At 39.0% G+C, this 13245-nt stretch carries 13 protein-coding genes and 1 riboswitch; of the genes, 11 read left to right on the forward strand and 2 right to left on the reverse strand.

What is annotated here, in order from left to right; all coding sequences use genetic code 11:
• The first annotated feature begins 14 nt into the window (after positions 1-14).
• From ACUR5C_RS02305 to ACUR5C_RS02320, 4 genes are all read left to right on the forward strand, one after another.
• Positions 15-2051 (forward strand): winged helix-turn-helix domain-containing protein, encoded by a 2037-nt coding sequence (locus ACUR5C_RS02305; RefSeq protein WP_454466736.1) that lies wholly within the window; start codon positions 15-17, stop codon positions 2049-2051.
• Between the two features lie 236 nt (positions 2052-2287).
• Positions 2288-2545, forward strand: coding sequence for a hypothetical protein (locus tag ACUR5C_RS02310; protein WP_454466737.1), 258 nt, complete (start codon positions 2288-2290; stop codon positions 2543-2545).
• Positions 2546-2922: 377 nt separating this feature from the next.
• Positions 2923-3186, forward strand: a complete 264-nt coding sequence (locus tag ACUR5C_RS02315; protein ID WP_454466738.1) for a type II toxin-antitoxin system HigB family toxin — start codon at positions 2923-2925, stop codon at positions 3184-3186.
• Between the two features lie 11 nt (positions 3187-3197).
• Complete coding sequence (locus tag ACUR5C_RS02320; protein WP_454466739.1) at positions 3198-3608, forward strand: helix-turn-helix domain-containing protein; 411 nt, start codon at positions 3198-3200, stop codon at positions 3606-3608.
• A 111-nt stretch (positions 3609-3719) separates the two neighbouring features.
• On the opposite strand, the gene ACUR5C_RS02325 is transcribed toward ACUR5C_RS02320, so the two are convergent.
• Positions 3720-3947 (reverse strand): DUF6316 family protein, encoded by a 228-nt coding sequence (locus tag ACUR5C_RS02325; RefSeq protein WP_454466740.1) that lies wholly within the window; start codon positions 3945-3947, stop codon positions 3720-3722.
• A 671-nt stretch (positions 3948-4618) separates the two neighbouring features.
• On the opposite strand from ACUR5C_RS02325, the gene ACUR5C_RS02330 reads away from it, so the two are divergent.
• From ACUR5C_RS02330 to ACUR5C_RS02345, 4 genes are read left to right on the forward strand one after another with little or no spacing between them, the layout of a single operon-like run.
• The gene (locus tag ACUR5C_RS02330) at positions 4619-5143 is read left to right on the forward strand and encodes a hemerythrin domain-containing protein (RefSeq protein ID WP_454466741.1); all 525 of its coding nucleotides are present in this window, start codon (positions 4619-4621) and stop codon (positions 5141-5143) included.
• A 21-nt stretch (positions 5144-5164) separates the two neighbouring features.
• The gene (locus ACUR5C_RS02335) at positions 5165-7144 is read left to right on the forward strand and encodes an FAD-dependent oxidoreductase (RefSeq protein WP_454466742.1); all 1980 of its coding nucleotides are present in this window, start codon (positions 5165-5167) and stop codon (positions 7142-7144) included.
• Between the two features lie 8 nt (positions 7145-7152).
• Positions 7153-8574: an ammonia-forming cytochrome c nitrite reductase subunit c552 gene (locus tag ACUR5C_RS02340; RefSeq protein ID WP_454466743.1), complete on the forward strand. Its 1422-nt coding sequence runs from the start codon at positions 7153-7155 to the stop codon at positions 8572-8574.
• Positions 8575-8595: 21 nt separating this feature from the next.
• Positions 8596-9153 (forward strand): Tll0287-like domain-containing protein, encoded by a 558-nt coding sequence (locus ACUR5C_RS02345; RefSeq protein ID WP_454466744.1) that lies wholly within the window; start codon positions 8596-8598, stop codon positions 9151-9153.
• Between the two features lie 44 nt (positions 9154-9197).
• Here the strand turns inward: ACUR5C_RS02345 and ACUR5C_RS02350 are convergent, their stop codons facing one another.
• Positions 9198-9641, reverse strand: coding sequence for a hypothetical protein (locus tag ACUR5C_RS02350; RefSeq protein WP_454466745.1), 444 nt, complete (start codon positions 9639-9641; stop codon positions 9198-9200).
• 127 nt (positions 9642-9768) lie between these two features.
• Positions 9769-9903, forward strand: a riboswitch (TPP riboswitch).
• A gap of 91 nt (positions 9904-9994) precedes the next feature.
• Between ACUR5C_RS02350 and thiC the strand changes: the two genes are divergently transcribed.
• From thiC to thiS, 3 genes are read left to right on the forward strand one after another with little or no spacing between them, the layout of a single operon-like run.
• A complete protein-coding gene (thiC, locus tag ACUR5C_RS02355; protein ID WP_454466746.1) occupies positions 9995-11899 on the forward strand; it encodes a phosphomethylpyrimidine synthase ThiC in 1905 nt (634 codons plus the stop codon).
• A 5-nt stretch (positions 11900-11904) separates the two neighbouring features.
• Positions 11905-13014, forward strand: coding sequence for a glycine oxidase ThiO (gene thiO / locus ACUR5C_RS02360; RefSeq protein ID WP_454466747.1), 1110 nt, complete (start codon positions 11905-11907; stop codon positions 13012-13014).
• Positions 13015-13045: 31 nt separating this feature from the next.
• Complete coding sequence (gene thiS / locus ACUR5C_RS02365) at positions 13046-13243, forward strand: sulfur carrier protein ThiS (RefSeq protein ID WP_454466748.1); 198 nt, start codon at positions 13046-13048, stop codon at positions 13241-13243.
• Positions 13244-13245 lie beyond the last annotated feature (2 nt).

Raw genomic sequence — 13245 nt, forward strand, 5'->3', positions numbered from 1 at the left:
TTTAAGGGCTGTAAGTGGACAATGACCCCCATTTGCTTAAAGTAGGCGAGTTTGTTCTCAATACTGAAAGCAGAAAATTATATGATGAACACAATCAAGAGATTTCGCTTTCTCCAACATTGTATACATTATTAAAATGTTTTATTGATCATCAGAATAAAATTCTTACCCGTGAAGAGATTATCTCACATGTCTGGAAAGATAAAATTGTCGTTGGCGCCAATGTAAATCAAAACATAAAAAAACTAAGAGACACTTTAGGCGACTCAGTTGCCGATCCACAATATATTGAAACCGTGACAGGAGAAGGCTTCCGCTTTATTGCCAATTCCGAGTTTTATCGGTTAGCTCCTCAAGCTGCCAGTAGTAATAAATATTTTTTCTATATTTCCAGCGCTATTTTGGCAGTTGTGGCCATTGCGTTACTGGTATTTTTGAACACGAGTTCGCAGCCGAAATCATTAATTAAAAAGCTTCACCCCTTAACAACGTTAAAAGGGTTAGAGCATAACCCAGACTTGAGTCCGGATCGTAAGTACATTCTATTTAACCACCGCCGTCATGGCAGTTGGGATGTTTATCTAAAGCCGATCAGTGAAGAGTCTTATCATGTGATATTAAATAGTGAAGCCGATGAGCTTTTCCCGGTATTTTCTCCCGATCAATCAGCATTTTTGTACTTTTTTACAAACGAAAGTGAATGCGGTTTATATATGAGGACTATTGACCTTGAGTCAAAAGCAGTGGGTAAAGCTGACTTAGTGAAACCTTGCGAAAATAAAAAAGAACGTTATCGAGCGGAGTGGATAAATCAATCGGAAGTATTCCTAAGTGTTAATACCGATTTAAGCTCGCCAGCGAGTATCTACCATTACAATTTAAAAACCCACGAACAACGACTCGTGTCGCGCCCTGACTCAAAAGGTTTTGGAGACTACGCTTTAAAGTATTCTGCAGAAATAAACAAGTTAGCTTATATTCGAAATATTGGTTGGTCTTCCTCTGAAATTTGGGTCTACGACTTAGAGAGCAATTTACATAATAAAATTAAATCGATGCCAATTTTATTAACAGAGTTAGATTGGGATTCTCAGGGTTTTGTGTATTTTCAGTCTGGGAATAAAACAATTTCAAAAATGCAATTTGATGGTTCAAAGGAAGAAGTCATTGCACAGTTTTTATCAAAAGTATTTTTACCTTTTGTCATAGATGATGAGCGTATAGGTGTTGTTATTGGTGATTTTCGGGTCGTTGATATTGAAGTTTTAGACTTAAAAACCAACTTGAAATCTACCCTAATCAGTTCAAATGCAAATGACTATTATGCTGCTGGGGGGAAAGGATTTTTAGGCTTTGTATCGAGTCGCTCTGGAGAGCCTCAAGTTTGGTTAATGGATGAGAATAACCATGCTAAGCAATTAACTCAATTTAATAAAACTTATGAGTTAAAGTGGCTGTCTGCGTCTGTCGAAAGAAAGTTACTTATCTTTAATAAAAGTGGCGTGATTAATATTATTGACGAACATGGCAATGTAGTATTTGACTCCATTAATTATTCAAACCAAGTGCACAATAATCCGGTTTTTAATTTCGATGACGAGAGCTTTTTGTATTCAGTACAATACGACGGAGAGTGGAATATAGAGTCGAGACAACTTGAGTCTCTGGGCAAAAAACGTGTATTAGTTAAAGGCGTGACGGCAAGGCCCTGTATCAATGCCAAGTGTATTCTCTATTTTAAAGAAAAAGATCCAAGCTTGTATAAGTACTCTTCTGCGAGTAATACGAGCGTTAAGCTTTTAGATGTAGACTATATTCGAAGAGCTGGCGAGTGGGCGGTATACGATCAAGAACATATATTGTATTTGCATAAGCACAAAGGAGAGCAGCTAAACGAAGTCATTAAACTCAATTTTCTAACTGGTGAAAAAGAATCCTTATACTTTACTGAAGCTCAATCGTTTGGATTTCAGCGCCAAGAAAGCAAGCTATACACTAATATCGCGTCTCAGGGTAACACTGATCTTATGTATTTCGACATATCTAAATAGGAGATAGGGATTAACAACTTCTTATTTTTTAATTAGTTAAAGAGTCTTTATATTAATTTATGTTAATTTATTTGTATAAATTTTAGCTCTTTATTAACCTTTGACCATATAGTCAAGATATTTCTTATCAAATGCCCTGATTGTATATAAGTAACTTTATAATTAGTTCTTCCTAATTACTGGTTGAAGGTAATCTAAGTTAAGGCTAATTAGAATAACTTAATGAGGTACTATCTATGAAGAAGATTTTAAGCGCGTTTTTATTAATCCTATCAAGTAACCTGTTAGCAGACACCGAAACCACAGACTTCTCATCAAATGAAGCAACCAGGGATGTCGGTCTACTGGAAAGCCTGTTTAAGCCTCAACCTTTTGATTGTCACCTTTTTCCTAATTGTGCGCCACCAGAGCAAGAGCTTATGAGTCGTACCTATGAAAATGAGCGTAAAGGATTAACTCCCGCTCGTGATGACAAGACTAAATCTGATAGTTAATCTAATTCAGCTCAATGGCGATATAGCCATTGAGCCTGCATACTAAAGCAAACCTTATATTCTAATTTCTCTTTGCACGAGACTCTTTCTGTTCTCTCTTTTTCATAATATCCAATTGGATATATTTCGACCTGAGATACCTCCGTGTTTAGCTATATTTATCTCTTAAATCTCAAATTTATATAATTTTATCTCATTGCATATCAATGGGTTATGCATATTTATCTCAATTTATTCGATTTTCCGAAAATTCCCCTGTAACTTGAATTTAAAGCGAACATATCTCACTAGGAGGTTGGTCGTAATAGAAGGGGGAATAAAATGAAAATGGATTTTACTCCCTAAGTTTAAAAGAAACATTGAAAGAGGATAGGTCTGTGAGAGTTGTCGCGACCCAAAAGCTAAAAGAAGCAAAATTGAAGTATCCAGCTGCTCATTGGCACTTAGATGGTTGGTACCAAATTATAAAGCAGGGTGACTTTTACTCTGAAAACGATCTGCGAGCAACATTTGGCGATATGCGAGGGTTCAACTTTCAGTTTAAGTTTCCTATTCCAGAAACAACTTTACTTGTTCACACGTTAATTAATTTTGAATCACAAGTGGCATTTATTGAAACGATAAAGCCAGGTCATCACTAGAGGTAAAACAAATGCAAGCTAACTTAGAAAAAGCACTCCACCACTGGAACATGGTTGCGCCGGTAATCGACACGCCAAGATCGCCAGAAGATTATGAAGCGTTGCTTATCAACTTAAAAACAACGATGGAATTAGTTGAGAACAGGCCAAATAGCCCTTTATCGGGGTTAATTAAAGCAATGTCTAGAGCAGCAGAAGAATATGAGAAAGTCTACTTAGTGGAGCAGCAAGGCGGTGCGCTGCACGCACTACGCTACTTAATTAAACTGCACAATGTACGCCAAGCAGATCTTAAAGAGATAGGTAGCCAAGGTGTTGTTTCAGAAATACTAAGTAATAAACGATCTTTAACGCTGCGTCATGTTAGAGAGCTCGCTAAGCGGTTTAATGTGTCACCTAATACATTTATTGATATAGAATAAATGAGCAAACCGCATACGTAATTTACTAGTGAATACGTATGAAGCAGTGAGTTATCACTCAGTAGTGCCTTGTGTTTTAAGTTGGGCGCTATGGCGACAGTCGCTATAGCGCTATCCCCAAGCTACTTGCAAACTATAGTCTTGTTCTAGCTGCTGTTCTAAGGTTGCTACTTCTATAAAAATGTTCAAATCGAACTTTGCCTTGGATAGGGTAGAAAAAGGCCCAACTAGATGGTTTTCTCTGGTTTTATAAAAGATCCCTTCTTTGTTGCTTACAATTCTATGGCTTCGATTATGCTTGTTTGAAGTCCTTAGGTCTGTTTCTCTATAGGCTTTCATTGTTTGCATCCTTTCTTATTTCATCCTGCAAAAAGTATAACAACAAGAGTTCACGCAGTCTGTTGGCAATTGGCGCTTTATTTTGTGAGATATCTCTTAATTTAACTAAGGAGATATCGCCAACTGAGTCTAATAAAGCCAAGTAGGTTACATTAAGCCATTTTTAAGATGGGTTTCTATGAATATAGTCGAGCGGAATATGCACTCTTTGTTGATTTTAAGTTACGGGCTAGTTTGAAAACTAGCGTTAGCTTAGTGTCACCACGATTAAATTAAAGGGTAATCATCAGAATATATATAAACAGTAGGTATTAATCATTGTTTTTTGATAAATAAAGGAAATATAAAAGTTAACCAGTCTATGCGTTCTCTTGGTGAGATTCTAATTTCTTTGTGAGATTATTTTTAGCGAAAAGTGTGATGTGCGTCACGTTGATTGGTTGGTATCTGTATCCTTAAACAATTTAGGGAAATCATTGATAAGTTGAAGCTGTTTTTTTGTCGTAGATATCTCCCGATTCTTGTCTTGAATAAATAGCTTTAAATGGGTCATTCTAGCGGATAGCAACGGAATTGGGAAAATCTCCGGTTTTTGGTGTTTCTAGCAAGCTTTAAATGACGCTTTTTCTGTGGTTTACAGTTGTTGTCCAGTAGGACTTGAGGTTTTAAACGTGTTTGAATTTATCGGTAATTTCTTTAAAAATCGTCCAGAGAAGGCTGCACCTAGTGCTTCGCCTGCTCCGCAAATAATACCACCTAAAAGTGCCACTACTATTAAATATGATCCTAATCTAATGCAAGAGCTTGAAAGTGATCATTCGAAGTTGGTAAATCTGTATTCACGTATCTGGTCAGAAGGCTATGAGAAAAAGGATTTTGCCGCTATGTCTCGATTAATAGCTCAGTTTAAGAGTGATTTTCAAGCACACTTATTGACTGAAAACGTTAAATTTTATGTCTATTTGGAACAAACTTTAGCCAATGACAAGCATAATTTGAACATTGTTAAAGAGTTCAGAACAGACATGAATGACATAGCGAATGCTGTGGTCAAGTTTTGTAAAACTTACCAAGGTGACTTAACTCCAGAACTTGTCGTTAAGTTTAAGTCTGATTATACCGCTGTAGGTGAAGTGTTAACTCGCCGTGTTAGCTTAGAGGAGAAGTCGCTATACGTGCTTTACCAGCCAAACTAAATTGAAAGTTAGGGCTTTTGAGTGAGTAGTGACAACTTAATTGTGACCGAAACTTATAAAAACGACGAAGTAAAGATACTAAATGCGGTCGTGATTGTAGGTAACGGTCCAGTGGGTTTAAAAGCGGCAGAATTAATTGAGTCCCGCGATCCGAATGTAAAAGTTATTATATTTGGTGAAGAAAATTGCCAACCCTATAACAGAGTGCAATTATCGCAATATTTAGCGGGCGAAGTTGCAGAAAGTGACCTGTTAGAAACCGCCCAGCCTCGCTCCAAATCGGTTACACAATTTGTTGGCCGCAAAGTTGTCGAAATAAATCCAAAGCTAAAAGTGGTCATTGATGACTCTGGTCAATCCACAAAGTATTCAAAACTAATACTAGCAACAGGCTCAAATCCAGTTATTCCCAATATCCCGAATACTAGCCTCAAGGGAGTGCATCAGTTTAGGACGCTTCAAGATACTAACCGACTGCTTAGTGAAAAAGAAACAAAAAAAAAGTTTTATATTGTTGGTGGCGGTCCATTAGGTCTAGAAACAGCAATGGCTCTAAAAACACCAAACAACCAAGTGACTTTAGATGTTCGCTCTAAACTACTCAATCAAAACTTTAGTGAACAAGCTCAGACAATTTTAAAAGACTATATTAATGCATCCGGTATTGAAGTGGTTCAAGGTAATCCGATTGCGTCGGTGTGTGGAGCACAACATGTTGAAGCTGTTGAGTTAACCGATGGCGCTAGAATAGCTTGCGACTGTTTAATTTTTTGTGTTGGAGTTCGGCCTGAAACAAGCTTAGCTAAGCAAGCGAATTTAGCGGTGAGAAATGGCATAGTTGTTGATAAAAATATGCGCACTAGTGCACCAGACATTTACGCAATTGGTGAATGCTGTGAGTTTGAGTTTTCGACTTTTGGCGTTGTAGCTCCGGGTTTTAAACAAGCGGCGGCTTGCGTAGAAGATATTTTTGGTAGTGAAGGCTACTTTGAAAAAGAGGAAGAAAATGTTCAAGTTAAATTTAGCGACTATACCACCGCTTACTTTGGCGAGTTAGATGTAGAAGGGAGCCAAACATATACTTATAGCAATCGCCTTAAAGGCATATACCGTAAATTGGTTGTGCTTGATGGCCATTTGGTTGGTGCCATCATTATAGGTAATTGGGATGAGCAAAATGATATACGAGCCATGCTTAATGATAAAACTAAGCTTAAGCATCGCCAGTATTTGGCGTTTCAAAAAAATGGTACGCTTTTGCGCGAGCAAAATAAAACGAATATTAAAGAGCTACCTGAAGATTATATTATTTGTCTTTGTCAGAACATTACTCGAGGACAGCTTAGTCAAGAAATTGAAAGTGGTTGTAGGACGGTAGAAATATTAGGTGAAAAAACTAAAGCAGGCACTGTCTGTGGTTCTTGTAAGCCGCTTTTACTTAACCTGCTCGATACGCCCGCACCTAACTTAGTCATGCGTCATCAAAAAGCGATTTTATACACTTCAATTTTTTCTATCATTGCAATACTTGCGTTAGTTTTCTTCGAACCACTATCTATTGCCGATTCGGTACAGTTTAGTTGGCACATTGAAAAACTATGGTTTGATCCATTTTGGAAACAAGTTAGTGGTTTTACGTTATTAGGGTTTTGCTTTATTGCGACCGCACTTGCTGCCCGAAAGCGAATCAAGCGGTTTAATGTAGGGCATGTGGATAGTTGGCGCTTTGCTCACTCTATTATTGGTGTTGGCGCACTATTTGTGTTGATGATTCATACTGGTATGAGGTTAGGCAACAACTTAAATTTTGCACTGATGTTTGTATTTTTGCTAGCGACCACCACAGGTTCTTTAGTTGGTGTTTTTATGGCTAGAAACCATCATTGGAGTGATCTTAAACTTAGAAAACATCGCTTGTGGTGGTCCAGAGTTCATTACTCATTGCTGTGGATGCTTCCGCCATTAATCTTTTTCCACATTCTATCTGCTTACTATTTTTAAGAAGTATAATGAAAAAATATAATAAAAAACTCGGCGTACTTCCTTTAGGAATTTTCTTTACTATTGTTATAGGTGCAGTACTGGCCTTTAATTTATTTAAAGGTGATAAAACTTATTTTTTAAGTGGTGATACTTCGCATGGGCACTATCAAATTGAACTTAAATGTAATGCTTGCCATGTTGATTCATTTTCTTCTGCAGATGATATGCAAACGGCGTGTGAATCTTGCCATGCCAAAGAGCTTGATCGAGTAAGCGACAGCCATCCTAAAAAAGTATTCCAAGATCCTCGCAATGCTGAGCTGCTAGAAAGTTTAGATGCACGCTATTGTGTATCTTGTCATCGCGAACATAAGCCGGAAATTACTCGAAAAACTGGCGTGACTTTAGCTGAAGATTTTTGTTTTCATTGCCACAAAGACGTTACCTCTGAAAGAGAAAGTCATGCAGAGTTTAAATTTGACTCATGTGCTAACTCGGGTTGTCATAACTACCATGATAACAGCATGCTTTACGAAAAGTTTTTAACCAAACATTTTGATGGACCCGATCACAAAGAAAAGCAGTTATTACCGGACAGAACGAATTTTAAGCGTTGGCTAAAGAAGCACAAACTAGAGTTGCCGCTTGAAGTGGATAAAGCTGATTTCAACAAAGCTGAGTTAGCTAATGTAGAGGTAAAGAACCTGCAAGAGTCTTATACACAAAAAGGTTGGCAAACTGCCGAGCAGGAATGGAAATTGAGCGTCCACGCTAAAACGGCGGCTAACTGCTCAAGTTGTCATTTAAACGAACTAAAAAGTGATAAAAATTCGCAGCACTCAAGCGAGTTTTGGCAATTTGATCTAAGTAGCGCAGAGGTAGTCAAAAAGTGCGAAAGCTGTCATAAAAAGCAGGTAAATGATTTTGAACAAAGTAAACATGGCATGCGTTTACCTCAAGGCTTATCTGCACTTACCCCGCAGCAAGGGCGGCTCGATTTAAATTCACACCGGAATCAGGAACTAAATTGTAATAGCTGTCATAAGCCCCATTCGCTGGATGTTTCTTTTGCTGCAGTTGAAGCTTGTCTAGGTTGTCATCAGGATAATCATAGCGAATCTTATTTGTTGACACCGCATTATCAACTTTGGAGCAAGGAACAAAGTGGCCGGCTGCCAAAGGGAAGCGGAGTGAGTTGTGCTAGTTGTCATTTACCTAGAATTAAAAAAGGCCGTAATGTACATGTTTCGCATAACCAAAACGAGAATCTAAGACCCAATACCAAAATGCTTAGAAAGGTTTGTATGAACTGTCATGGGCTGGAGTTCTCGTTATCTGCTTTGGCCGATGAAGCGCTAATTGAAAATAACTTTTCTCGTGCGCCAGATAAAAATCACCCAGCAATTCAGTTAGTTAAAGAGCGAATAGAACAGAAACAAAATAAATAGAGACATTAACAGGAGAAAGAAATGAAACTATCGATAAGAAAACTCACAACGGTGCTTGTTTTACTTGGAAGCGCAAACGTTTGTTTCGCTAAAGAAGTTAGCGTAAAGAAAATGGCTGATGCTATTTTTGCAGTAATTGAAGCTGATAGAGCTGTGTATACTCAAAAGGTCGTGCATCGCCTCCAAAATGAAGACGAAGTAATTACTGCAGAAGAGCGTTGGAAAGAAGAGAGTGCTTTGCCGCTTCCAGCGCAAATGCTGCGAATGTCTGCGGAAAGAGTTAATGAAAAAAACACAGGTTTTAGCTTTGCGCTGCTGTCTAGTTTTGCCATTAACAAGCAAAACAAACCGAGAACACCGCTAGAAGTGAAAGCGATGGAAGCAATAGAAAAGAATAAAGCTAATTTTTATGGTGAGGAAAAATTAGGAGATAAAAACTATTACACCGCGGTGTATCCAGATATTGCCGTTTCTAAAGCCTGTGTTGACTGTCATAATGATCATGCCGATAGCCCCAAAACAGACTTTAAAATTGGTGACACTATGGGTGGCCTAGTGATTAGAATTCCTCTCGACTAAAAGCTGCATGCTACTGTGCTTTAAAATTAATTCCAATTTGGGTTTTAGTTTTGAGCACAGTGTCCGCTTATCTTATATCGGCCATGAGTGTACTCATCGGCTTGATACACTATATTGCTATTACAAAAACCGCTTGCTTTTAGTTTTTTTGCCAAGCGCTTATGAGCTTGTTCTTCCATTTTAAATTTAAGTGATACTAATCTGTCCTGAGGATCGTCAGTTAAGGCAAGATTTTGGTTGCTACGCGCTCGAGCCGTGCTTTCGCCTGTTTGATAATCATGAATAGCTTGCTGCTCATTGTTAAGTTGAATCTGAGTACCCTTTAACGCCAGAATAAAGGAAAAAGAAGGTAGTTTATCTGCAGATTCGAATGTATAGAAGCTTTCACTAAAAGGGTCAGCCCTTTTACTAGAGCAGCTAAAAAGCATAGCGAATGTTATCGAAAGTAACATAACTTTTAGCATGAATAAGTATTTTTGTTGTGGCATTTTTGTCGCAAACTATTTTTAGGTAAGTAGATTTCTGGTTCTATGATAGCGAGTTAAGCCAATAAAGGCCAACCTATTCCAGGACGAAAACTTAGTTTGCTTTATTTTAAAGCTTGATTATAATGCCCATGAGCTCTCGGGGTGCCTTTAGTTTTTAAACTAACCTTGGCTGAGATGTGATTTGAGTTATTTTTAGCTATTTCACAAACCCGTAGAACCTGATCCGATTAGTATCGGCGTAGGGATGAGCGAGCGAAGTAATCTCATTGTATTAAAAGTCTGTAAAAGGCTTTAGTGCTTTTGGGCTACTTCTCGCCTCACTATGCTAAATGATTAAACAGTGGGGAATATAAATGAACGATAACTCAATCACGAGTTTTAAGTCAGACTCTGAAACTAATACCGCAGCAAGCCCAACATCTTACCAAGTAAGCTCGAACACGAGTAAAACTTCTTTAAAAGCTAATAGTCTTATTACCCGAACCCCCTTGCCCGCTAGCGAAAAAACTTATCTAGTGACGCCAGTTTTTAAAGCTGAGGTTGCAATGCGAAAAATAAACTTAAGCGATGCGACATCGGTTACTGTTTACGATACTTCTGGCCCCTACACCGATCCTAGTTGTGAAATAGATGTCCATAAAGGTCTAGCTGACATACGTTCAAAATGGATACAAGCCCGTGGAGATAGCGAACTCTACCATGGAAGAGGCGTAAAAGCTTTAGACAATGGGCATAGCAGTTCTAGTAAAGCGTTTCAGTTTTACAATGCGGCGTTACAGCGTCAGCCTCGAAGGGCGAAGCAGGGTGAAAACGTTTCGCAATTACACTATGCACGGCAAGGCATTATTACTGCTGAAATGGAATATGTCGCGGTTAGAGAAAATCAAGCGCGTGAAGCATTACAAAATGAATTTACTACCCAAGAGCGTGAACAGCGACTTAAAGGCAATGCTTTGGGCGCTAATTTGCAACCCATTACCGCAGAATTTGTACGCGAAGAAATTGCCGCTGGAAGAGCGATTATTCCCGCAAATATTAACCACACTGAATTAGAGCCTATGATTATTGGGCGAAATTTTTTAGTAAAAATTAACGCTAATATCGGTAACTCTGCGGTCACCTCGAGTATTGAAGAAGAGGTTGAAAAGCTAGTTTGGTCAATTCGTTGGGGAGGAGATACCGTCATGGATCTTTCAACGGGTAAGCATATTCATGCTACGAGAGATTATATTATTAGAAACTCACCCGTTCCTATTGGCACCGTACCGATATATCAAGCGCTAGAGAAAGTTAATGGCGTCGCAGAAGACTTAACTTGGGAAGTGTTTAGAGATACCTTAATTGAGCAAGCAGAGCAGGGGGTTGATTACTTTACCATTCATGCAGGTGTTTTATTGCGTTATGTTCCTTTAACCGCTGATAGAGTGACCGGTATAGTTTCGAGAGGCGGCTCAATCATGGCGAAATGGTGCATTGCTCATCATCAAGAAAATTTCTTATATACCCACTTTGAAGAAATATGCGAAATCATGAAAGCCTACGATGTTAGCTTTTCATTGGGGGACGGGTTACGCCCAGGTTCGTTGGCCGACGCAAACGATGCAGCACAATTTAGTGAGCTAGAAACACTTGGTGAGTTGACAAAAATAGCTTGGAAGCATGACGTACAAGTGATGATAGAAGGGCCAGGTCATGTGCCAATGCATATGATTAAAGAAAATATGGATAAACAGCTAGCACATTGCGATGAAGCACCTTTTTATACTTTAGGTCCGCTGACAACCGATATTGCTCCGGGTTACGATCATTTTACGTCGGGCATTGGAGCAGCAATGATCGGATGGTATGGTTGCGCCATGTTATGTTATGTAACACCGAAAGAGCATTTAGGTTTACCCAACAAAGACGATGTTAAAGAAGGGATTATTACTTACAAAATAGCTGCGCACGCGGCAGATCTCGCTAAAGGACATCCGGGAGCTCGCTACAGAGATGATTTACTTAGTAAGGCCCGTTTTGAGTTTCGTTGGGAAGATCAGTTTAATTTAGGTTTAGATCCTGATCGCGCAAGAGAATACCATGATGAAACTTTGCCAAAAGATTCGGCCAAAGTGGCGCACTTTTGTTCAATGTGTGGACCTAAGTTTTGCTCCATGAAAATTAGCCAAGAAGTACGCGATTATGCTGAAAAAGGCATGCAGCAAAAATCTGCAGAGTTTAAATCGCAAGGCGCTGAAATTTATGTGCAGCAGGAATAGCTAAAGTGAAACCAAGCAAGCAAACAATTGCAATTGTTGGTGCTGGTATCATTGGGCGTATGTTGGCGCTACAACTTGCCAATCAAAAGCACCAAGTTACTTTGTTTGAGCGCGAGTCAGAAAAATCACAAGCTGCAGTTTCGTTTACTGCTGCTGGAATGCTTACACCTTATTCTGAATTAGAAAACTGTGAGACGCTGATTTTTCAATTGGGCATGCGCTCTTTACAATTATGGCCAAAAATTATTGACTCGCTTCAAACTGACTGCGGGTATTTTCAACGCGGTTGTATTGTTGTTGCTCACCCTGGAGATCACGCAGACTTGCTCCGTTTTAAGCAGCAGGCATCGCGCGACTTTTGCCAAACTTTAAACAATGAAAACGTCGTTCAAACAACTTTAACTAAGGACGATTTAGCCAAGCTTGAGCCAGAACTATGGGCAAAGTTTTCGAGTGGTTATTATTTTTCTAAAGAGGCTTGGTTATCTGCACATAAGACGATGGCTGCGATTTTAGCTCAGCTGAAAACGCTAGGAGTTAAGACTCGATTTAACTGCGCGGTTCAACAAATTGAATCGCAAAAGATATACTATGACAAGCAAAGCCAGACTTTTGACTGGGTGATCGATTGCCGAGGGTTAGCGGCAAAAGAAACTATCCAAAATCTGCGAGGAGTGAGAGGTGAACTCATTTTGCTGGATGCACCTGAGGTTAAACTTAGTCGTTTAGTTCGGTTAATTCACCCTCGCTACCAACTGTATGTGGTGCCCCAGTCGAGCCCAAATCAATACATTATAGGCGCAACTCAAATAGAGTCAGACGATTTGCGCCCGATTAGTGTGCGCTCTACTTTAGAGTTGCTTTCTGCGGCTTATAGTATTCACAGCGGCTTTGCTGAAGCCGCTATTTTAAACACAAAATCTCACTGTCGCCCAGCCATGCCAAATAACTTACCTTTAGTGCACATAAACGACAAATTGATTCAAGTTAATGGTTTGTTTCGACATGGCTATTTAGTCGCACCCGCTATCGCAGAGCAGATAGTCCAGGTGGTTGCTGAAGATTCTAGTTGGCAAGGCGATTTGTTGAATTCAAAACCAATGATGAATGCTTAGTTTAGGCTTTTGTTTCTTAGGTGATTAATTTATGGATATAGTTTTAAACGGTGAAAAATATCAAACGCACAGCGAAAATTTAATTGAGTTATTAAATGAATTACATTGTGAGCCGGGAACCGTTGCGGTTGCTTTAAATAGCACTTTTGTTACTAGAGCTGATTATGCAAATCATGGCTTGCAGCAAAATGATCAAATTGAAATAGTAGCACCAATGGCGGGAGGCTAATC

It is taken from the genome of Aliikangiella aequoris, assembly GCF_053709105.1.